Below are 19,561 nucleotides of genomic sequence, written 5' to 3'. Positions count from 1 at the left end.
TCGTGTCCGCGTACGCCACGACGGCCCCAGGCGCCTACGGATGAATGCGGTCGGCTTCTGATGCCGGGCGCCGGGTAGTTGCCGTTGGCGGATCGGGCCGGCCGTACGCGTAGTCGACCGTTGTCTGCCGGGAGTGGAAAAGCCTTCGACCGGTTACACGCCGATCCGGCACCCTCCTCAGCATGACCACACCGTCCTTCATCCCCGGACTGGAACTCTCGCGTCGCTTCTACCTCGAAGCCGTACGGCCCCTGTTGGACGAGGCCGTCCCCGGGATGACGCACTCCGCTGCCCGTCTCGGCAGCGGCTCGGAAGTCCTCGGATTCGACACCGCCCGCTCCGCCGACCACGAGTGGGGGCCGCGCCTGCAGGTCTTCCTGCACCCGCAGGACGTCACTCGTCACGGAACGAAAATCACGGCACTGCTCTCCGAACGCTTGCCGAAGACCTTCAGCGGCTGCCCGACTCACTTCGCGGCCACCGGCGAATCGGGCATCGGGGTCATGCGGACGACCGACGGGCCGGTGCATCACCGAGTCGAAGTCAGCGACCTGAGCACCTGGTTTACCGCGCAACTGGGCTTCGACCCGGGCAAGGGCATCACCTTGACGGACTGGCTGGCCACCCCCACCCAGCGCCTCGCCGAGGTCACTGCCGGTGCCGTCTTCCACGACGGACTCAGCCACCTCGTACCGGGCCGAACCGCCCTCGACTGGTACCCCCATGATCTATGGCTCTACCTGCTCGCCTGCCAGTGGCAACGCATCTCCCGGGAAGAAGCCTTTGTCGGGCGCTGCGGCGAAGTGGGCGACGAACTCGGCTCCGCCGTCGTCGCCGCCCGTCTGGTGCGCGATCTGATGCGGCTCTGTCTGCTCATGGACCGCCGCTACCCGCCCTACAGCAAATGGACCGGCAGCGCCTTCGCCCGTACCCCCCAGGGACCCGCCCTCACCCCGGTCCTCACCGCGGTCCTCGCCGCCACCGACTGGCACGCCCGCGAACATCACCTCGCCCGCGCCTACGAGACCGTCGCGGCCGCACACAACCAACTCGGCCTCTCCGACCCTGTCGACCCCGCCACTCGGCCCTACCACGACAGGCCGTTTCAGGTCCTGCACGCCGAACGCTTCGCCGGGGCGCTGACCACCCGCATCACCGACCCGGCCATCCGCGCCCTGCCGACGATCGGCACTGTCGATCAGTTCATCGACAGCACCGACGTCCTAAGCCGTCCGGAACTGACACGCGCCGCTACCCGCGCAACGGTCAGCTCTCCCCCTGGGAACTCCGCCTCCAGGCAGTAGGCGAAGAGCGCGAAGCGGCCTGGCCGTTGGGGATGTTCATCTGTACACGGCAGGGGAGCAAAGGCGGTGTACGCCGACAGTTCGTGCTCGACAAGCCCTGTGGTCTCGTCCTGACCGCGCAGCGGTCAGGACAAGACGAGGTGGCTACGAGCCGGGCTCGGGGGCCGGGCGCAAGGCCACCACCGGGGCTCGCTTGTGCCCCGGCTGACTGCGGAGCTGGTGGTTCTCAACGGTGAGGACGTTCACCACGCGAGCGAATGTCTCGATCTCGGCCTGCTGTCGCTTGTTCTCCTCGATCAGCTCGGCCAGTCGCTCCTTGGTCTTGTTCAGTTCGGCCCGCAGCTTACGTTCGCTTTCGGGGACCCGTCCCTGAGCTCGGACCTTCGCGTAGAACTCGTCCTTGAGGTCGGTATGCCGGTGGGTGAGGACGTGCCGTTTCACGTCCGCCTCGGCGGCCAGCGCGAGGACGGTCAGCTCTCCGTCGGACCGCAGCGGGGTGCCGGCCAGCAGCCGGTCCATCGCGGCCCTGATGTTCTTCCTCTCGTTGTCGTCGCTCACAACTCGGCCCCCGCTGCCGCCATGACGCGGTCGTGGTCGTGCTGGTCGGCGAGCTCGGTCAGGACCTGGGCCCGTTGGCTGACGTGACTGATGGAAAGATCATCATGATGATAACGGGCCACGAGCCGCTGTAGTGGTGGGCGCGCACGAAGGCCTTCGCCGTGTGCACCAGCTCGTTCGGCATCTCGCGGATGCGGTAGCGAGCGGGATCGAACCCGCCCTCGCTGGTCGGCCTCCAGCTGTGCCGGCGATGCTTCCACCGCTGGCAGACGGCGCCGAGATCGAGCGGGGGTTGCTCGTATGCAGACATCAGGTTGTTCCTCTCGGGTCGGTGAGTTGGTGAAGGAGGCCGGTCCCGGGGTTGCCGCCCCGGGACCGGCACGGCCGGCGGTGGTCAGGTCGTGGTGGGGAGCATCAGCTGACGGGGCGCGTGCAGCACGTCCAGGACGCGTTCGCGCCAGCGCATCGCCCAGTGCACGCAGTTGGAGCAGCTCTTGTGCCTGCTCTCGCACTGAGGCAGCGGGTCGTTCCAGCGGGCGTCACGCGACCAGGCCAGAGAGTCGGCGGAGGCCAGGTACTCGGCACACGTCTCCAGCGCCTGGGTCTTCAGCCCGAAGCCGTGCAGGCGCAGCCCGGCGGCGGCCACCGTGGCGAGGACGGCAGAGACGTCCTTGACCGACTTGCGGCGGCACACGGAGCCGACCCCGACCAGCGGATAGTCCGCCAGCCGTACACCGCGCTTGTCGTACAGGTCCAGGCAGGCTTCATAGTCGGCCGGACGCCAGCCCTGGACGGTCGGGATGATGCCGACGCCGGGGTCCTCGGCCATCAGGTCGACGAAGTTGCCCACAGTGCGGTCGATGTGCTCGCGCACGGACAAACCGGTTTTGGCGATCATGTCGGGCTCGCACATCCAGTCCTGCGGACCGGCCCAGACCAGGCGGCCGATCCCGTCGCGGAACTGGCGCAGCTCACGGACGTAGGCGTGCGGGCCGATCGTCCAGCTGCCGTGGTTGTCGAGTTCGGAGAAGGCGCCCGAGTCGTACACCCAGGCCTCGGCGGCGCGCGGCAGCGTGGCGCGGCCGGTCAGGGCGGAGCGCGAGACGCACATGGGAACGCCCCAGGTGGACAGCCAGTTGGCGTGGTGTCCGCCGATCCAGAACATCGGCCCCTCGGGCGGCGAGTCACCTGGGTGGAAGCCGAGGCCGTACTCGCAGCGGCAGACGCAACTGCCCATCGTGCAGAACCCGCAGTCCAGGCACTGTTCGTGGTAGCAGTGGCCGCAGGCGTAGCGGACGGCGGGCGTGCAGGTGCACGTCTCGGGATACGGGGTGTACACCGGCGGGGCCGGCATCGGGCGGGCTGGGGCGGCGAGCACGGCGTTCACGGGCGTGTCCTTCGAGTTGGTGAGCGGGGGGCCGGTCCGGGGTTGCCGCCCCGGACCGGCGGTGTGGCAAAACGGCGAGCGGGCGTGGCTCACGCGGTCGGCGACCGCGTCAGGCGTCCGCGGCTGGGCGGGTCGCGGTCCCAGGGACCGAGGACAGCCCGCGGCTCCCTCGCCCCCTGTGCGCGTTCGCGTCGCGCAGCCAGCAGCAGATCGAGGATCCGCCGGCCCTTGACCTCCGCCTGGTGACGCAGATCTGCGGGCAACTGGACTGGGAGCACCACCCGCCGCGACCGCAGATCGACCTCCAGCGTCACGGTGCGCACCAGGGTGTGGGCCTGCTCCTGGCCGACGTACAGGTGCAGCCGCGCCTCGACCCGGTGGTCGACGGGGGTGAGCTGTACGTACTCGTTGCCCCAGGAGAAGTCCGCGACGTCGGGGGAGAGCCGCACCCGGGCGGGAACGGTGCGCCCGGTGGGCACGTCGCGGTCGTTGAGCGGGGCGGTGGGGTCCTTCTCCCGGCGCGTCACGTGCTCGTGGAAGGGGTACCAGCCGGGCCCGTAGAAGACGGCTCGGCGGTCCAAGGCGTAGGCCCAGTCGCCGAGTTCCAGCTTCACGCCGTACGCGTAGGCCTCGTTCTTGGGGGCGACCTGGAGGTCCAGGGACGGGACCTCGTGGGGATGCCGGGCCGGGGCGAAGTCGGGAGGTGGGGGCAGGTTGGCGGGGAGGAACGTCGTGCGGGTGTTGCCCAACTCGTCCGGGTCGAAGACGCCGTCGCCCACCACCTTGCCGACCAGGTGGGGGACGTCGCGATCGCGCAGGGTGACGCGCAGGGCCACGGCCGAGCCGTCGGCGGAGATCAGTCCCTGGAAGTCCCAGTCCGGCTGTGCCGCGCTCAGGTCGTGCTTGACCTCACGCAGCGCCCGGGAGACACGGCGGCCGCGCGGGTCTTCCGGGTCCACGCGGCGGGATTCGGGCAGGACGAGGGCGGCGTCCGGGTGCCACTGGTCGGACAGGACCTGCCACGGTCCGGGCAGCAGCGAGGCGACCTGGCCGGCGAACTGGTCGGCCTCGGTCAGCTCGCGCAGGACGGCGGCGGTGAGGCGGGCGGTGGACGGAGCGTCCCACGGGCCGCCCAGGACCAGGCTGAGGCCGCTGCCGGGGCTGCCCGGGGTGACGCTGAGCCGCCTGCCTTCCAGCCAGGCTTCCGCATGCCCGAACCGGACGAACAGTCCCGGCTCACCGGGCCGTTGGAAGGGGGCGCCGGTGGTGAGCAGGCGGGCAACGGCCTGCAGGGGCGGGCGGGCGTCGCGGGCGTCGGGCAGGGCCGGGGCGTAGCGGGTGACCGTGTCGAGAATGCGGGAGGTGACGGGCGTCGGGGGTGTGCGCTGATGCGCACGGTGCAGATTCGGGCGGGGCCGGTGGGCGACGGCGCAGCCAGGGCGGCCTCAAGCTGGCCGTGCCGCTCGCGGGAGCGCAAGGTCAGCCGGTAGCCGCCGGGCAGGTCCGCGCGGGTGCGGTCCCGGCCGCGCAGGCAGTGTTCGACGATGGTGCCGGAGATCGCGTAGGTCGGAGAGGCGGGCTCGAACTCGTACATGGCGCAGGCCTCCAACGGCGGCAGTAGGCGCGGGTGTGCGGGGGCGGTCAGCGGGTGATGCGGGACCGGGCGCGGTCGGCCTGGACGTGGACGGCATCGGCGTGCGCGGCGGCGCGGACCTTGTCGGCCCACTCGGCGGCACGCTGGGCCAGTCCGGCGAGGCGAACGAAGGCGGCGTCCTGGTGCTGGCGGGCGCGGTCCATCAGCGCCGCGTGCTCGGCGGTCAGCTCCTGGGCGGCGTACGCAGCGATCGCCTCGACCCCGTGGCGGCGGATGACACGCCCGAAGGGGCAGGCGCCTTCCTCCTGCTCGATGACGGCGAGATCGGCGGCGGGCCAGCCGGTGTCCTCGTCGCGCGGGCCGAGCTGGATGTCGAGCACGCACACCGCGTCCGCATCGTGCAGGCCGTCACCGTGGTAGCGGATGTGCGGCCGGGGCACGGGACCGGTCTGGCGTTCGGTGTGCGCGCGCCACAGCTCGGGGGAGGGGCCCTCCTCGTCCTGGTGGAGGCGGTGAAGGTAGGAGACCACGGAGGGCAGCTGCCAGGCGGGGGAGCCGAACGGCGCGGCCGGCATGGCGAGACCGGCCCGGGCGATCAGGCCCGTGTGGTTGCTGACGGCAGCCTGGGCAACGAACAGAGAGGCGTTGAGGCGGAGTTCGGAGCGGAGCATGGCGAGGCCTTCCGGGCGGGCAGCGCGCAGAGAGGGAAGGAGGAGGGGGCCCGGGCCGGACCTGTCAGGTCTGGCCCGGGCAGCAGGTCAGGACGCGTCCTCGCAGTCCTCGGCGCTCACGCCGTCCGGGTCGGCCTGGCCGTCGGTGTCGGCCGCGTCCGGCTCGCCCTCCTGGTAGGGCTCGTCGTCGACGATGGCCTGTTCGACGCTGGAGAGCGGGTAGCCGATCTCGGCGAGGAAGGACAGCCACGTGCGGGCGTCCTCGCGGATCTCCCGCAGCTCGTAGACGGCGGAACGGGCGGTGCTGTCGGTGCGCCACGTGCGGACCTCGCCCATGCGCTTCTCGAACGTCGCGGCCAGCACCGCGAAGTTCAGCAGGGTGAGCTTGGCCGGGGTCGCCGACTTGGCGCGCTCGGCGGGCTGGTCGTAGCTGGTCAGCTCCTTGACCAGGTCCCGGCGGCCCGCGTCGCCCACCCACTGAGCCACCGGCTTGGGGCAGGAAAGGAGCTGCTCGGTGATGAACGCGGCGAGCGGCTTCGGCGCGGTCTTCCGGCCGATGAGGTCCTTCAGCCACGCCTGCCGGGCCTTCTCGGCGGCGCGGTAGGCCTTGTTTCCCGCCTTGACGTACTCGCGCGACGGCTCCGACGGCTTGGCCTCACCCGCCGCCTGCGGCTGCTCCTCGTCCTGGTCGCCGTCCGCCTCGGGGGCGTCCTCCTGGGGCGGGTAGTGGCCGAAGCGCTCCGGGTCGGTGCAGAAGTAGTCCACCTCGCCGGGCTCGCGGGGGTTCTCGGCCCAGGTCGCCACGTGGCCGGGGCATTCGGCGTGCGCCTGGGCGCTCATGGGCTCGCCGTCCGGGCCGTCCAGCTCGCTGACCGGCTCGGCGGTCTGCGGAAGCGTGTCGCCGTCCTCGGCCAGCCGCACCCCGGCCGTCTGCAGCTGCGGGCGGACCTGCTCACGGGCGCGCTGCTCGGCGCGGTCGTCGCGCTCCCACTGCACCTGGAACTCGAAGCGGCCCTTGGCGTAGGCGTCCAGCAGCCGGTCAACGGCGGCGGAGTCGTCGTCGAACTCACCCAGCTCACCCAGCACTTCGAGGTCGAGGTCGTACGTACCGGCTTCGGCGAGCGCCGAACGGGTCCGCTCGCCCACCGACTTGGCGGCCTTCACCGCCTGAGACACGTCCCTGCGGGAGCGGCCGGTGAGCTCCGCCACCCGGGCCTGCTTCATGCCCGCGCCGACCGCGCCGAACAGAGCGTCGGCCTGCTCCAGCTCGGTCAGGCCACGGCGGTAGTCGTCGTCGTTCTCGATCAGCTGGTCGATGAAGTCCTCGCCCGCCTCGCGCAGGGACGGGTCGAGCACGTACGCGGGGACCTCGATCGCGTCCTGCTCCGCCTCGGTCTCCTTGGTGGCCCGGGCGGCGAAGTAGCGCCGGTGGCCCATCTTCAGCTCGTAGGTGTCCTCGCCGAGCGGGAGGACCACGACGGGGATCTTCACGCCGTTGGCCGCGACGGACTTGAGGAACTTCGCGTCCAGGTTGAGGTCCTGGCGGACGTTGTGTTCGTTGACGCGGATCTGGCCGAGCTGCAGGGTGACCCGCTGCATCGGTGTGGTGGTTGCGGTGTCGCTCACGGATTGCTCCTCGTGCGATCGGTTGGTGTCGAGCAAGTTGCCGCTTGCTCTCAAGAATCAATTATACGCTCTTTTGGGGGTGAGGCAAGACCCTTTATCCCTGGCCGGATGTGGCGCGGTGCTCGCGGATCGCCTCCGCGATGCCCTCGGCAACCGCCTCGATCTCCTCGACGTGCACTTCGCGGAACACGGTAAAAGGGCCAGAGGGGTTGAGGCTGGCCCACAGGCACAGCTCGCCGCGCTCGTCGACGGCCAGCGAGTACGTGTCGGCGCGCTCGGCTTCCAGATGGCCGGAGGCCTTCCACGGGCCGGGAGTGGCCGTCCAGCGGTCGCCGAGGATCTCGGCCACGCGGTCCGCGACCGCAGCGGGGGTAGTCATGAGAACCGGTCCTTTCGGGTTGGAAGCCCGGGGGCGGTGCGCCCCCGGGCTGGCCGGGCGCTCAGTCCTCGTCAGGCTCCATGATGGTGATCACGGGCTCGCTTTGGTCGCCTGGCCCGATCGCGCAGACGAGCTGGACCGGTTGGGCCTGCCGGGCGCGGCCGTCGCGCGGTACCCGCCGCAGGTCGACGGTGACCTGCCCGTCGCCCCCGCCGCTGCGCCGGATCGCGTGGCGGGCCATGGTCAGCACGTCCCACAGGCGGCCCCGTTCGTCCTGCGGCACCTGCCGTTCGCTGTCGCCCTCGTTCCAGGCCACGCAGCCCTCCCATACGGCGCTGGCGCGGGTGTAGGCGTGGATGATCTCGCCTGGGTCGGTCAGGGGGACCGACCGCATGGCGTCGCCGCTGACGGTGTAGTCGTCGGTGACGGCGGCGTCGTGCAGAACCGAGTCGATGCGGGACAGCACGCTGTCGCTGTTCACCCGCCGTTCGCGCGGCGAGCCGGGGCGGTGCCGGACGGGCTGCTGTTCCTCCGGTGAGCTGTGGCCGTGGTCGGCCGGGGCGGGGCCGGTGGGCGACGGGGCGGCGTCCTCCTCGGTCACCGTCGCCGCGTGCACCGCGAGCACCGTCCCCAGGGCCGCGACCCTCCCGGCGTCTCCGGCGGCCTGCGCCTCGGCCCGCTCCTGCTCGAACTCGTCCCGGATCTGCTCGTGGCTGTAGCCCTGGGCGAGCTTGACGCGGACGGTCTTTCCCACGAGATCGACCGCCAGGGCGGGCAGATGACCGGGTAGGCGGTCACTGTCCGGCACACCGGATGCCCGCGCGTGCCGGGCGAGCGTGCGCGCCGCGCTGCGGTCCTGCGTGCTGGTCGGTCCGGCGGCGTGGCGGGAGCCGGGCGCGGCGGTGGGGGCCGCGGGAACCTCGGCGGCCGGCTCGTCGTCCGCCGGGGTGGCGGGCTCCTCGGAGGTCAGGACGTAGAACCGGTTGGAGTGAACGTGAACCGTCCACTTCTGCCCGGGGGTGTCCTCGGTGAGCCGGGCGCGCCGGTTGCTCTCCCACGCCTCGAAGGCGGCTGCCGGGGCGACCGGCACCATGTTGCCGCTGTCGGAGTCGTAGGTGTGGCAGGTGCGGGCTGCCGTGCGGATCTCCGTCACGCGCTTGGTCCAGTTCCGGCGGATCGTGGTCATGGTGCGTCCTCCTGTATCGAGTGGTGCCGGATGAGTTGCCGCTCATTCCGGTAGGGGACCGGGCGCCATGGTCGGCGCCCGGCAAGTCGGTCAGGCCCGGGCGGCCGAGTCGGCGGTGCGCAGGGCCTCGCGGGTGGCGTCCAGCAGTGTCACGGAGATGCCGCCCGCCTCCAGGTCGGCGGCCGTCATGCGGCCTGCCGACAGGTCGCAGAGCAGGTTTCCCAGGCAGACCGACAGGGCGCCGAGTTCGTAGCGCTGGCCGTGCGGGTGACCGTGCGTGCACCCACCAGGAACCCGTGCCGGTCGTAGGGGGCGGCGTTCACCAGGTCGCGCACGGTCGTGTAGTCGTCGGAGGTGCACCCCCGGAAGCGGGTGGCGCGCAGGAAGGCCACCATGGCGCGGTCCATGCGGAAGGTTCCCGGCTTGGTGTGGTCGTCCTCGGCGGCGGCCTCGACCAGCCGTCCCAGGGACTTGGTGGCGGTCCATCCGGAGTTCGCCGGGGTGGTGTCCTTGCCGTGCACCTCGGCGTTGCGGACGTGCGCATACCTGCTGTAGACGGTGCTGCCGCCCGGGCGGCACTCCTCGTGTCCGGCCACCGCCTCGACCAGCCAGACCGGCTCCGAGCCGGGCCGGTAGGCGGTGAAGTCCTCCCGGTCGAAGACCAGCATTCCGCCGGTGATGTCGTGTCCGTAGGCGCCCATGTGCCGTTCCCTGTCTGCTCGTTGCGTGTCGGTCGGCGGCCGGTGAGTTGCCGCTCACCTATAAAATCAATAATACACCCTCAAGGGGGTTGATCAATCCCCTTTTCAGAACAGGGTGTCCCCGCCGCCGTCGCCGAACCCGGCCGACTGCGCGGCTGCGGGTGTGACGCTGGTGGTCTCGGCCGTCGGCCTGGCTGGGCGGTTGGCTGAGGCTTCCTGCTCCGCGCGCGCGGCCTGCTCGGCCTGGGCCTCCAACTCGTCCTCGTCGCGGTTGTGCACCACGATTTCGACGGCCGGTGAGGCGTCGCGCCACTGGTCGCGGAAAAGGTCCGTGGGGATGCCGGGGTTGGGGCGCAGCTTGATCCCGGTCTCGCGGTGGAAGCGCTCGTACGCGGGCGAGTCCTGCGAGACGAACCCGGTCTCGATGCGGAACGGGGCGGATTCCCTCGGGATGATGAACGCCCCCCGCCGGGCCAGGGTTTCAGCGACCGCGATCACGTGGAACTCGAATAGCGGTCCCCGGTACTCGGGGGCGTTGGAGCTGCGCTTGATCCGCCCGAACGGGGGGTTGCTGATCGCGCAGTCGAAGGAACCGAGGTTCATGCCCGGCACGTCGAGCACATCCGCGCAGATCCACTGGGCCTCCGGCAGGATGCGCCGCCCTACCTTCACGTACTCCGGGTTCTTCTCCACGCACACGATCTCGCGCGGCGGCAGACGCTCCCAGCGCCGGTTCCAGTAGTCGCGGGCGTGCCAGGCCAGGCGCCCGATGCCCGCGCACAGGTCGATGATCCGGTCACCCGGAACCACGTGGTGAAGTTCGCCGGCGAGCTCGGCCGGTGTGAAGAACGCGCCGTCCAGGGTGCGGCCCATGTTCGCGGACTCGTGGAAGTGGTCGAGAACGAATTCCCGCTCCTCCTCGGTCAAGTCCCGTTCCAGGTCAACCAGTTCGCACGCTCGGTTGTGCTGCTTGGTCTGCTCCTTGCTGAGCTTTCCGGCCATGGCATGCCGCCTTTCGCGGTCGTGTGGGGGAGCGGTCCTGACGCGGTTGTCCGGACCGCTCCAGGGCGGTCGTGAGTTCGGTGGGGAGCGATGGCTACGGCGTCCGCGCTGCGCGCCAGCAGGCGGCGTTCATCAGGTGTCGGTCGGCGGCTGGAAGCTGCTGCAACGGCCCCACCCGCGCGCGGGGTCGTGCTCCGTCTCGTACCAACCGCACGTCCCGCACCGTGGCCCCCATGCCTGGGGCGGGGCGGTGGGCTCGGCGATGTACACGTCTGTGGACTTCCAGGGGAAGCCTCGCGGGGCGAACCGCGCGGACCCGTCCGGCATGAGCAGTGCCCAGCCGTCCGGCCAGTCGATCGGGCCAGGGCGCGTGGCTTCGGCAACTGCCTCACGGGCGGCTGCTTGCGTCCAGACCTGCGGAAGGCGTCCGTGTCCGGTGACCCGGTACGCGTCAGCCGTGATGTACCGCTCCGGGTGGGTGATGATGACGCCGGAGTCGCGATCCGGCGTGAACGTGATCACTGAATGCCCGTTGGTCTGGCGGTAGATGATCGTCTCGTCGTCTGTGATGGTGGCCTGGCTGGACAGCCAGAATCCGAGTGATCCGCCGAGGAATGCGCGTACCGCGTCGCCGCTGAGGTGAGGCCGACCGTATCCGGGGGCCTCCCGCACGGGAATGCCGGTGTCGTCGTGGTGGATGGTCTGCGTGTACCGCGCGTACATCCGCGCATCGCGCACCAAGATGCGCTCGCGGGGCGCACCGCCGTACCACTGCGGCAGTGGCACAGTCTCCAGCTCTGTACCCGGCAGCGGACTGCCGGGCTGGATCCATCCCGCTTCCGTGCCCGCTCGGCACATGGCGGGCGCGTCACGCACCCACGCGAGGAACTCGCCGAAACCGCCGGCATAGCGGCCGTTGCGCTCGGACACCTCTCCCCAGTAGGTGCCGCCGTACCAAACGTACCGGGCGGTGAGTTCAGCGACCGTGGTCGGCGTCGGGAATGCACCGGTCAGGGTGATCGTGCGTACGGGGGCATCTTCCACGATGCCCTGGGAGGTGACGGTGACGTCCCACCCGTTCGCCGTCGCTGCCCCGACCAGCGTGCGCGCCCGCGTGGGCAGCTCGGCGACCTCGGCGGCGGACGGTGCGGCGGGACGGGCCGCGGGGCTGTCGACGGTCGGCTCGACCCTGGGGCCGGCTCCGCCGTCCGTCTCCCACGCCTCGACGGTGCCTGGGTCGGTGACGGCGGAGCCCGGGTCCGGGCGATCGCCGGTGAGCTGAGAGGGGAGGTGCGTGGACATGGGGGCTCCGCTCGGTGGGCCGGGCGCCTGGGGCGCCCGGCCGGTCGGGTGTCGGTTCAGGCGGTGGGGGTCGGCTCGGGCTGCGTCGTGGTGACGGTCAGGTTCTCGGCGCGCAGGTCGGCGGCGACCGCGTCCATGAACCCGGTGTCGGCCTGCTGGTCACGGCTGCCGGGGGCGTACCAGTACTGGTTCTTGCGGTGCCACTTGAAGCCGTGGCGCTTGAGGACCTCGGCGGCGCCGTCGCCCAGACGCGTACCGGTGACCGTCGTCCCGTCCTCGTTCGTGTGCTGGAGCGTGAGTCCCTCCGCGCCCTCGTTGCCCTGCTCGCGGGCGTTCGCCGGACGGGCGGCCTGGGCGGCGGCCCAGCGCTGGGGAAGGACAACATCACTGGCGATCTGCCACATCTGCTGTGGGGGCCCAGTTCTCCTGGATGACGTGGCCATCGACGACGCAGGCGGCGAGCATGCCGCTGGCGGGGGGCTCGGTGCCGTCGTGGGCCTCGGACCACAGGACGGCGGCGGCCTTCAGGGCGTCGTCGGAGACGTCCCGGTGGGTGTTGATGCCGTCGACCAGCGGCTTACCGGTGACCTTCCGGCCCTTGACGGTGACGGTGACCGTGTTGTCGGTGGACTCGTAGCGGTCCTCCATGCCGTTGAACTGCGCGCCCTGCATGGGGCGGGTGTGCTCCTCGACGTCGGCCGTGGAGGTGCCGTCGGTCCAGAAGACGGAGATCCACGCGGAGGCGGTGCCGGTGCCCTTGCGCACGCTGAACTTCACGCCGGGGAACGCCTTCTTCAGGCGGTTACGGAGCTCGGCGGCCACGTCCTTGGTGTCGATATAGTCCATGCCCTGTCCTTCTGCTGCGAGTTGGGTTGGTGGCGGGCGAGTTGCCGCTCACCCGCAGAATCAATAATACGCTTTTATTGGAAGGGTTCACGCTTCGTCCGCAGCAGTCGGCGAACCCGGTGACGGGGCGGGCTCCGGGGTGATGTCGCGCGGGTCGGCTGGGATCGCCTCGCCCGCCAGGGCGGCTCGCATCTGCTCGGCCGACATGCGCCCGCTCACCTCGTTGTAGGGGAGCGTGTACGTGCTGCCCTTGTGCCGGGTCTCAGCCGTTGCCGCGCGGGTGACCACGCGGCATCCGTCGACGGCACCGACGGCGCCGCCGTCAAACGCGGCGTGGATGTGTGGCACGGTCACCGTCTTGGCGTTGACCCGGGTCACCTCGTACCAGGACCCCCGCCACCGCACGAAATCACCCTTGATGAAGTCGGCCCGACCCCACACCTTGAAGCCGCGCCGCTCCGCCTCCTTGACCGTCTCCGCCCAGTACGTCAGCTCTTCGTCGTACTCGGCCAGACGGCGCGTCAGCTCCTCCCGGCGCGCCTCGGACGGCTCGCGTCGCCACACATCAGCCGTACGGCCCTTGTCGTCAACGCCGTCACGCTCCCGCAGCACGCCGCGCCGCTCCGCCTCCAGCTTCTCGATGCGGCGCAGCGTGCGCCCCGGGTTCTTCCGGTACCGCTCGTAGGCGTCCGCCGCCGCTGCACGGGATGCCCAGTAACCGGCCCGCTCGCCCTCGGCGATGCTCTTGCGCATCGCGTTGTGCATGCGCTCCTGGTCCCGGTGGGCGCGCCCTTCCGAATGGTGGCCCACCAGGATCGGCTGACCCATCCAGAACCGTTCGCCGATCCGGTCCGAGGTATCCCGCGCCGACTGCGACGATGCCGTCGCCCGTCCGGCCCGGTCCGTGAACCGGTCCGCCCTCTGCTCGGCCGCATCCACGCGGGCGGCCTCCCGCTCGGCAAACGACATGCCCTCTTCGATCACCACAGCGCACGACAGGCCGAGTGCGCGCACCGCCTCCGCAGCCCGGTTGATCTTCCACCGGTCGGCGCCCTTGTAGCGGCTGCCACGGATGAAGATCCCCGGGGTGCGCCGGTAGGTCCAGCCCAGCGGGCGCAACGCTTCCCACACGCCGTCACCCTTGGCGGAGCCCTCAACGGTGGTGCCGTTTTCGTGGGTGTGCCGGATGACGATGTCCGCCGCCTCGGCCTCCTCCTCCGCTTCCACGATGTCCCCGGGCAGAGTGAGCGCGCGCAGTGCCGCCGGAGAGTGCCCCATGACCCGTGCGGCGCACCCGGCGCAGCGCGGAGCACAGCCGGGCACGTCCCACAGCAGCACCCCGAACCCGCCACACGTGTTTGCCGCCGCGCAGTCACCGCGCCCGGCAGGCTTAGCCCAGTCGATCGGCATAACCGCCCCAGCCGCCGCGGCGGGGGCCGGGATGCCAACGTCCGGCACCGTGCCGCCCTCTGCCTCCCACACGTCCGCCCCGGACGGGTCAGACACCACGTCAGCCGCCCGCGCGGACACCTCGTCACGGGATGCCGACGGGGGGAGCTCTCCGCTGTCATCCCGCGCGAGCGCTCCGCCCTCGCTCTCCCACCCGTCCATGCCGCCGGGGTCGCTCACACCCTCGGGGGCAGGATCCGAGCTGCTCAGCGCGACCCGTGCGAGCGTGCCCGGCTCCGCCGCATGCTGCAGCACCGTCGCCAACATTGAGGGATCTTGGTGCCTGCCCGACCGGCCCACCCGGACTGGCGCCGACCACAACGGCGTGGGCTTGCCCGTCACCCGCCGACCGGTAACCCACACCGCCGAACGGTCCTCACGGAACACCCCGCCGTCCCACGCCGCGAGCAACTCATAGGCGAGCGGCTCACCGTCCTTGACCGTGACACCGGCGACGCGCACCGCCACCATGCCCCCGTCAGTGCTGTGCTGCATGGCCACCGTCCAACCGTTGGCCATGGCCGTTTCGGCAAACGACACGGCAGCCATGGGCAGCCACACCCCGGGCGCCGTCTCACTCTCCGCAACGACGTCCCCCACCGTGTCCCACGTGGCGAGCGTCTCGCTATCCAGGGGCGAGCCCTCCGCCGGAACCTTCGGAGCCTTCCACGGCTTGACGTCCAGCCCCTTGACCGAGGCGGACGCCTGGCCCTTCTCGACTCCGGCCGTACGTCCGTGCGTCTTCTTCGACGGGAGGTCACGGCCGATCAGCGCGCGGCCTTCATCGCGCGCGGCCACGGCGTCGGCCAACAGGTCGACGAATGCCCGACGCTGCTCGTTCGCTTCCCCGTGCCTCACGTCCGGGTTCACGTCGACGTCTGCGGGAAGCTCGAACATCACCGCCGTACCGCCGTCGGCGGACACCCACGTCCCACGGCCGGCCGGAACATCCCCGGACCCGGCACGCGCCAGGAACGCACGCGCCGACTTCGACCGGTGCCCCGGTTCCGCCGCCTCCGCCTCCAAGCCGGACAGCTCACACTCACATCGCCGGACCGCATCCCGCGCATTCATCCGCCGCGTATCCGCCGCCCACGACGCCTCACGGGCACGCTCCGACCACCCGCCGGACGTCTCGTAATGCACCACCACTCGCTCACCCAGCACACCAGCCGACCGGCGTACTTCCTGGTGCAGGTCGTGCGCATCCCGCCGCCACGCCGCGCAGGTCTCCGCGTACTCCTCCGCCACCGTCAGCCGCTGACGCGCCACGGTCAGCGCACGGCGCGCACGCTCCGTCAGCCATGCCCGCGACACCCGCACCGTGCCCTCATACGGGCCACGGAACGCCACCGGGAACACTCCACCCGCGTTGCCGTGGCAGATCACCGGCAGCACCTCAACCGCGCCCCCGTCGGTCTCCCACCCGTCCACCCTGCCGGGGTCCGACACGACGTCGGGCGACACCGCCGGACGCTCCACCACGACCGGCGCACCCTCGGCCGGACCGGCGTCCGCCGCCACCTCGGGCGCCTCCCCCGAGTTCTCTTTTGACGCAGCCTCCGCGCGCTGGTCAGCCGCGGGGGCAGCGTCACCGGCTGGAACCTCGGCCTCCTCTGCCGGTCGCTCCAATCCGGGGCGGGTGATCCGCAGCAGGAACGCCGACGCTTCCGGCCGCACCCGCCCAGCAACCGCGCGCGGTTCCGGCGCACGCTCCGCGCACGCCTGGGCCGACGGCACGTCAAGCCCGAACCAGCGCACGACGGCGAGAGAGTCACGCGCTTCCCAACGGGCCGTGTCGACGTCGCCCCGCCCGTACGCGGACTCTGCGCCCTCTGCGCACTCTTCGACCTCACGGACCGCACCCCGGGCGCTGTCGTACTGCTCATCCGTCAGCCCGTCCCAATCGATGCGCTGAGCGAACGCACGGACCGTGTCCAGGGCAGCGCGCGCCATGCCGACCGACACGGCCGTTTGTGCGTTTTCCTCCGCCCTCTCCGCCGCCCACTCCGCATGGATGGCGTACACGCGCGCCGTCTCGGCCGTCGCCCGTAGTACCGACGCCGGACGCTCGGCGATCACGTACGCGATAGCGGCCCCCGTGACCTCACCCCACGTACCGCGCACGTCCCCCGTCGGAAGGGTCACGGTGTGTCCGCCGCCCGACTCGAAATGGAAGCGGAACGGGAACCGCTCACCGCACACGGACAGTTCCGAGAGCAGGTCGGAGCGCCGGAACGCCCCCTCGTAACGGTCGCCCAGCGACCGCGCTTGCATTGCTTCCGGCCACTCCTCCGCCGCCCTACGCGCGCGCTCGACTTCCGCCACGGACGACGCCTTACGGGCACGCTTCCGGGGGGCCGAAGTCTCCGCCGCGGTCTCGGCCGGAACGGGCGCCGGAGCGTCCGCCCGGTCCGGCGCGGTCGGCTGTGTGCGGGCGGTGGGGGCCTCGGCGGCCACCAGGTCGCCGACGGCGCGCCATGCGATGCCCTCGGCGGTCTGCTGGCCGTTGCGGGTGAGGGTGGCGCCGTCCCAGCGGTGCCCCCGGGCGGTGAGTCGCCATACGCAGCGCAGGACGGTTTCACCGGCCTCCTGGCGGGCGGTGAGCACCAGGGCGCAGTGTCCGGGCTGCGTCTGGACGGTGGCGGTCCATCCGGCCTCCTCGGCCTGGGCGGTGAGGCGGGCCAGGTTGCGGGGCAGGTCGGCGGTCGGGGCGGTGGGCGCCGGCGCTTCGGCAGGGGTCGGGGCCGGCTCCTGGGCTCGGGTGCGCGAGCTGCTGGCGGGGTGCGTGGTCGCGGTCATGTCGGGTCACTCCTGGTCGGGTTGGTGCCGGGTGAGTTGCCGCTCACACCGGGAGGCAGGGCAGGGGGAGGCAGGGGCGTTCCCGCCGGGGCCGGTCGGGCGACCGGCCCCGGCGGGGTGGTGCTCAGTTGCGGCGGTTCGGGGGCCGGTTGTCCCTCGGCGCGGTGTGGCTGGCGCTCGCGGCGCGCGTCGGGGCCTGGCCCGGGCGGGGCACCCGCTCGGCCTGCCGGTACTCAACGCCCGGTTCCGGGGAAACCGGCGCACCAGTCTCGGTGTCGACGGTGTACGCCTCCCGGATCTCCTGAGCGGTGAGCGGCCGAAGCCAAGAGTTCCGGATCCTCCAGCCGCGTACGAAGTCCGACCCCTCGGGGCCGAAGGTGCGCACGACCAGCCCACCGGCCCCGCCCCCGACCATGGCGGCCGCGATCACTGCGCAGACGCGCATGGATGCGGCTTCGTTGATGATCAGGGCGTCACCGATCACCGTGAGTTCCTGGCCTTCGGTGAGGTCACCGTGCGGCGTGCTGGCGCTGGCCACCATGTGGTGCGTCCCGTCGCCGAGAACGGCGTTCAGGAGGGACAGGTACGCGTCGGCGGAGCGGTCGAGCAGCGCGTGTGCCGTGTCGGCGGCGGTGCGCGTCGCCTCGTCCGTCACGTCTTCGCTGACGGGGTCGGGCGTCCACCGCATCGCGTCAATGCCGAGATCCTCGCCCGGGTCAACGTTCTGCCCTTCGAGGCTCTGCCGTACGTGGTCCTGGTACTCGTTCATCGTTCCCCTGCCTTGGTTGTCGAGTTGGCGGCGGGTGAGTTGCCGCTCACCCGCAGAATCAATAATACACTCACCTGGGGGGTGATCGTCAACCCTTAACCACCCCCCGGACATGGGCAGTTACGGCGACTCCACCGGCGTCACGCTCGTACGAAAGAACGGGTTGCGGCTGAGGCTGAACGTGAAGCGCTTGGTCTCGCCGGTGCTCTCGCGCTTGCCGTAGACCTCGACGTCGGTCAACTCGCCTTCGGCGTAGGCAACTTGCAACACCGTGCCTTCCCATACCTCGGGCCACGGAGCGGGCCGGTTCGCGGTCCTCGGGCGGGCGTAGGCGGCCAGACCCCGGGCGGGGGTGCGCTCGATGCGCACCCGCTGCCCCCGGCTGATCGGTCCTGTGGCGGTCATGCTGTCCCCTCTCTGGCGGCTGTGGCTCCGGGAGGGTGGGGCGACCGGCGGCCGCCCCACCGTGGGCGCGTCACTGCGTCCGGGCTGCCCGCTGTTCCTCGGCGGCCGTCAACAGCTCGTTGACTCCGTGGCGGGCGTGATCGGCCCGGACGCGCGCGGCCACCTCGTCGGCGGACGGCAGACCGAACCCGCCGTCACTGGCGAACACGTCGTACGCCTCGCGCCACCCGCGCACCTGGCACTCGACAGCCGCGCGGGACGCGCACGCGATCGTCAGACCTCCGACGGTGACGGACAATGCGCCGATTCCGTCGGGGCTTACAGCCGCGCTGCGGGCCCGGACTTTGGCGCGACGGGGCGCGTCGTCCAGGATCACAAACGAATTGATGGTCAATTCGGGCTCGCGCAATTCTCCCGCGTCGACCTGCTCGGGAAAGATCCTGTCGAGCATTGCGGCGGCCTCGCACCAGCCTTCCCACCAAACGCGCGCGCCGGTAGGGTGCCGGAATTCGATGATTGCCGTGGGGATCTTCAGAAGGGGAATGAGCGTCAGACCGATGGATGCGTCGGTCTCGTGCTCTCCAGCAAGGTGGATCGTGAGTCGGCTAACCGCGTCAACGGTTTCCGCTTCCGTGTTCAAGGGGGCTCCTCGTGTTGGTGATTGAGACTGAGTCAGGTTGCCGCCTGACGTCAAAATCAATAATACACTCTCCGGTCTGGGGAAGCACCCGAAACGCCGAACCTTGCGACAGCTCTTGCGACATCTCTTGCGGCTACTCCTGCGCTTTCTCTTGCGACATCTCTTGCGCGAGCCTCTCCGGGACGGGCGACGTATCCGCAGGTCAACCAAGGGTTCCGCGCGTGGTCGGGGGTCTGACATCCCCTCTGCTGCCCCTGCTCCCGCGCTCTTGGTGTGTTGGTGGTGGGCGGGCGTGGTCGGCGTGGCGGCTTCGGGGATCGGGGGCGGGTTTGTTGGTGTTGCGCGTCGAGGGTCTCCGCGCTCGGGCAGCTGCGGCCCGTGGGTGGCAGCGAGGGGCCTAGAGGGGAGAGTGCACGGCGAGTGGACCTGGGAGCCGCCTTCTGGAGCGCTCCGGGCGGGAGCGGCAAACAGGGTCAGTGCTGACGCCACATCACGTACAGTTCAAGGACGAGCATTTGGATTGAAGGGGGGAGCGAATGAGGCAGCCGGAATGCGTCAACTGAGGGAGCGCAGAGCTGACTTACGTTCATGCGGCGGGGGCGGGTTGGTGTTTGGTGCTCGGTAGGATGCACTGCGCTAGATGTGCTCGTCTCTTCCCGGCAGGATGCGTGCCCAGTTCTGAGGGGTTGTGAATCAGGCGAGGTTCAGCGTGAGTGGTGGGCCCTATCTATTCCAGAGTCTAGCTAGCAGTTACTTTGAAGCACACTCGCTCACCGGCTTCCCGTCACCACCCGCACCTCCTCCCGTTACTGCCGGGCCGTCAGGCCCGTTGGCGGGCTGCGCGGAGCGTGGTGCGCCCTGGTGGCGCGCAGCGTCACGGGGTGGCCGGAGCGCAGCGCAGGCCACCTTGCGGGAGTGCAGCGGACGGAGCGTCATCGGG

19 protein-coding genes are annotated in these 19,561 nt (G+C 70.9%); 2 read left to right on the top strand and 17 right to left on the bottom strand.

Going from position 1 to position 19,561, the window contains the following annotated elements; translation table 11 throughout:
* The first annotated feature begins 182 nt into the window (after positions 1-182).
* Positions 183-1,304 carry a DUF4037 domain-containing protein gene (locus tag AC5P1C_RS39205; protein ID WP_493870763.1) on the top strand — a complete coding sequence of 374 codons (1,122 nt, stop codon included), beginning with the start codon at positions 183-185 and terminating at the stop codon, positions 1,302-1,304.
* 144 nt (positions 1,305-1,448) lie between these two features.
* On the opposite strand, the gene AC5P1C_RS39200 is transcribed toward AC5P1C_RS39205, so the two are convergent.
* From AC5P1C_RS39200 to AC5P1C_RS39185, 4 genes are all read right to left on the bottom strand, one after another.
* Positions 1,449-1,862: a hypothetical protein gene (locus tag AC5P1C_RS39200; RefSeq protein ID WP_493870762.1), complete on the bottom strand. Its 414-nt coding sequence runs from the start codon at positions 1,860-1,862 to the stop codon at positions 1,449-1,451.
* A 58-nt stretch (positions 1,863-1,920) separates the two neighbouring features.
* Positions 1,921-2,172, bottom strand: coding sequence for a hypothetical protein (locus AC5P1C_RS39195; RefSeq protein ID WP_493870761.1), 252 nt, complete (start codon positions 2,170-2,172; stop codon positions 1,921-1,923).
* An 84-nt stretch (positions 2,173-2,256) separates the two neighbouring features.
* A complete protein-coding gene (locus AC5P1C_RS39190) occupies positions 2,257-3,249 on the bottom strand; it encodes a deazapurine DNA modification protein DpdA family protein (RefSeq protein ID WP_493870760.1) in 993 nt (330 codons plus the stop codon).
* Between the two features lie 89 nt (positions 3,250-3,338).
* On the bottom strand, positions 3,339-4,208 hold the full coding sequence (locus tag AC5P1C_RS39185) for a hypothetical protein (RefSeq protein ID WP_493870759.1): 870 nt from the start codon (positions 4,206-4,208) through the stop codon (positions 3,339-3,341).
* Between AC5P1C_RS39185 and AC5P1C_RS39180 the strand changes: the two genes are divergently transcribed.
* Complete coding sequence (locus AC5P1C_RS39180) at positions 4,149-4,739, top strand: hypothetical protein (RefSeq protein WP_493870758.1); 591 nt, start codon at positions 4,149-4,151, stop codon at positions 4,737-4,739. The genes AC5P1C_RS39185 and AC5P1C_RS39180 overlap by 60 nt on opposite strands.
* Positions 4,740-4,890: 151 nt before the next feature.
* On the opposite strand, the gene AC5P1C_RS39175 is transcribed toward AC5P1C_RS39180, so the two are convergent.
* The 13 genes from AC5P1C_RS39175 to AC5P1C_RS39115 all read right to left on the bottom strand — a co-directional run bounded on the left by AC5P1C_RS39175 (position 4,891) and on the right by AC5P1C_RS39115 (position 18,621).
* Positions 4,891-5,514: a hypothetical protein gene (locus tag AC5P1C_RS39175; RefSeq protein ID WP_493870757.1), complete on the bottom strand. Its 624-nt coding sequence runs from the start codon at positions 5,512-5,514 to the stop codon at positions 4,891-4,893.
* A gap of 87 nt (positions 5,515-5,601) precedes the next feature.
* Positions 5,602-7,140 (bottom strand): ParB/RepB/Spo0J family partition protein, encoded by a 1,539-nt coding sequence (locus AC5P1C_RS39170; protein WP_493870756.1) that lies wholly within the window; start codon positions 7,138-7,140, stop codon positions 5,602-5,604.
* A gap of 94 nt (positions 7,141-7,234) precedes the next feature.
* Positions 7,235-7,519 carry a hypothetical protein gene (locus AC5P1C_RS39165; protein ID WP_493870755.1) on the bottom strand — a complete coding sequence of 95 codons (285 nt, stop codon included), beginning with the start codon at positions 7,517-7,519 and terminating at the stop codon, positions 7,235-7,237.
* A gap of 61 nt (positions 7,520-7,580) precedes the next feature.
* Entirely contained in the window at positions 7,581-8,705 is a 1,125-nt protein-coding gene (locus AC5P1C_RS39160; RefSeq protein ID WP_493870754.1) for a DUF6573 family protein, read from the bottom strand.
* Positions 8,706-8,890: 185 nt separating this feature from the next.
* A complete protein-coding gene (locus tag AC5P1C_RS39155) occupies positions 8,891-9,406 on the bottom strand; it encodes a hypothetical protein (protein ID WP_493870753.1) in 516 nt (171 codons plus the stop codon).
* A 105-nt stretch (positions 9,407-9,511) separates the two neighbouring features.
* On the bottom strand, positions 9,512-10,408 hold the full coding sequence (locus AC5P1C_RS39150) for a class I SAM-dependent methyltransferase (RefSeq protein WP_493870752.1): 897 nt from the start codon (positions 10,406-10,408) through the stop codon (positions 9,512-9,514).
* A 132-nt stretch (positions 10,409-10,540) separates the two neighbouring features.
* Positions 10,541-11,710, bottom strand: a complete 1,170-nt coding sequence (locus AC5P1C_RS39145; RefSeq protein WP_493870751.1) for a hypothetical protein — start codon at positions 11,708-11,710, stop codon at positions 10,541-10,543.
* Positions 11,711-11,766: 56 nt separating this feature from the next.
* On the bottom strand, positions 11,767-12,114 hold the full coding sequence (locus AC5P1C_RS39140) for a hypothetical protein (RefSeq protein WP_493870750.1): 348 nt from the start codon (positions 12,112-12,114) through the stop codon (positions 11,767-11,769).
* Positions 12,095-12,556 carry an LPD29 domain-containing protein gene (locus AC5P1C_RS39135; protein WP_493870749.1) on the bottom strand — a complete coding sequence of 154 codons (462 nt, stop codon included), beginning with the start codon at positions 12,554-12,556 and terminating at the stop codon, positions 12,095-12,097. The genes AC5P1C_RS39140 and AC5P1C_RS39135 overlap by 20 nt, the downstream gene beginning before the upstream one ends.
* Positions 12,557-12,643: 87 nt before the next feature.
* Positions 12,644-16,807, bottom strand: a complete 4,164-nt coding sequence (locus tag AC5P1C_RS39130) for a DUF3560 domain-containing protein (RefSeq protein WP_493870748.1) — start codon at positions 16,805-16,807, stop codon at positions 12,644-12,646.
* A 124-nt stretch (positions 16,808-16,931) separates the two neighbouring features.
* Positions 16,932-17,576: a hypothetical protein gene (locus AC5P1C_RS39125; protein ID WP_493870747.1), complete on the bottom strand. Its 645-nt coding sequence runs from the start codon at positions 17,574-17,576 to the stop codon at positions 16,932-16,934.
* 120 nt (positions 17,577-17,696) lie between these two features.
* Positions 17,697-17,981 carry a hypothetical protein gene (locus AC5P1C_RS39120; RefSeq protein ID WP_493870746.1) on the bottom strand — a complete coding sequence of 95 codons (285 nt, stop codon included), beginning with the start codon at positions 17,979-17,981 and terminating at the stop codon, positions 17,697-17,699.
* A gap of 70 nt (positions 17,982-18,051) precedes the next feature.
* Complete coding sequence (locus tag AC5P1C_RS39115; protein ID WP_358613604.1) at positions 18,052-18,621, bottom strand: hypothetical protein; 570 nt, start codon at positions 18,619-18,621, stop codon at positions 18,052-18,054.
* Positions 18,622-19,561 lie beyond the last annotated feature (940 nt).

The organism is Streptomyces sp. A18 (assembly GCF_059026065.1).
The sequence above is the reverse complement of the archived record's forward strand: the minus strand, read 5'-3'. Positions and strand labels throughout refer to the sequence as shown.

Coding starts and splice junctions, on each gene's coding strand:
- AC5P1C_RS39205 (WP_493870763.1), top strand. CDS start 183: ATGACCACACCGTCCTTCATCCCCGGACTGGAACTCTCGCGTCGCTTC.
- AC5P1C_RS39155 (WP_493870753.1), bottom strand. CDS start 9,406: ATGGGCGCCTACGGACACGACATCACCGGCGGAATGCTGGTCTTCGAC.
- AC5P1C_RS39125 (WP_493870747.1), bottom strand. CDS start 17,576: ATGAACGAGTACCAGGACCACGTACGGCAGAGCCTCGAAGGGCAGAAC.
- AC5P1C_RS39130 (WP_493870748.1), bottom strand. CDS start 16,807: ATGACCGCGACCACGCACCCCGCCAGCAGCTCGCGCACCCGAGCCCAG.
- AC5P1C_RS39145 (WP_493870751.1), bottom strand. CDS start 11,710: ATGTCCACGCACCTCCCCTCTCAGCTCACCGGCGATCGCCCGGACCCG.
- AC5P1C_RS39140 (WP_493870750.1), bottom strand. CDS start 12,114: ATGTGGCAGATCGCCAGTGATGTTGTCCTTCCCCAGCGCTGGGCCGCC.
- AC5P1C_RS39120 (WP_493870746.1), bottom strand. CDS start 17,981: ATGACCGCCACAGGACCGATCAGCCGGGGGCAGCGGGTGCGCATCGAG.
- AC5P1C_RS39165 (WP_493870755.1), bottom strand. CDS start 7,519: ATGACTACCCCCGCTGCGGTCGCGGACCGCGTGGCCGAGATCCTCGGC.
- AC5P1C_RS39135 (WP_493870749.1), bottom strand. CDS start 12,556: ATGGACTATATCGACACCAAGGACGTGGCCGCCGAGCTCCGTAACCGC.
- AC5P1C_RS39195 (WP_493870761.1), bottom strand. CDS start 2,172: ATGTCTGCATACGAGCAACCCCCGCTCGATCTCGGCGCCGTCTGCCAG.
- AC5P1C_RS39160 (WP_493870754.1), bottom strand. CDS start 8,705: ATGACCACGATCCGCCGGAACTGGACCAAGCGCGTGACGGAGATCCGC.
- AC5P1C_RS39150 (WP_493870752.1), bottom strand. CDS start 10,408: ATGGCCGGAAAGCTCAGCAAGGAGCAGACCAAGCAGCACAACCGAGCG.
- AC5P1C_RS39175 (WP_493870757.1), bottom strand. CDS start 5,514: ATGCTCCGCTCCGAACTCCGCCTCAACGCCTCTCTGTTCGTTGCCCAG.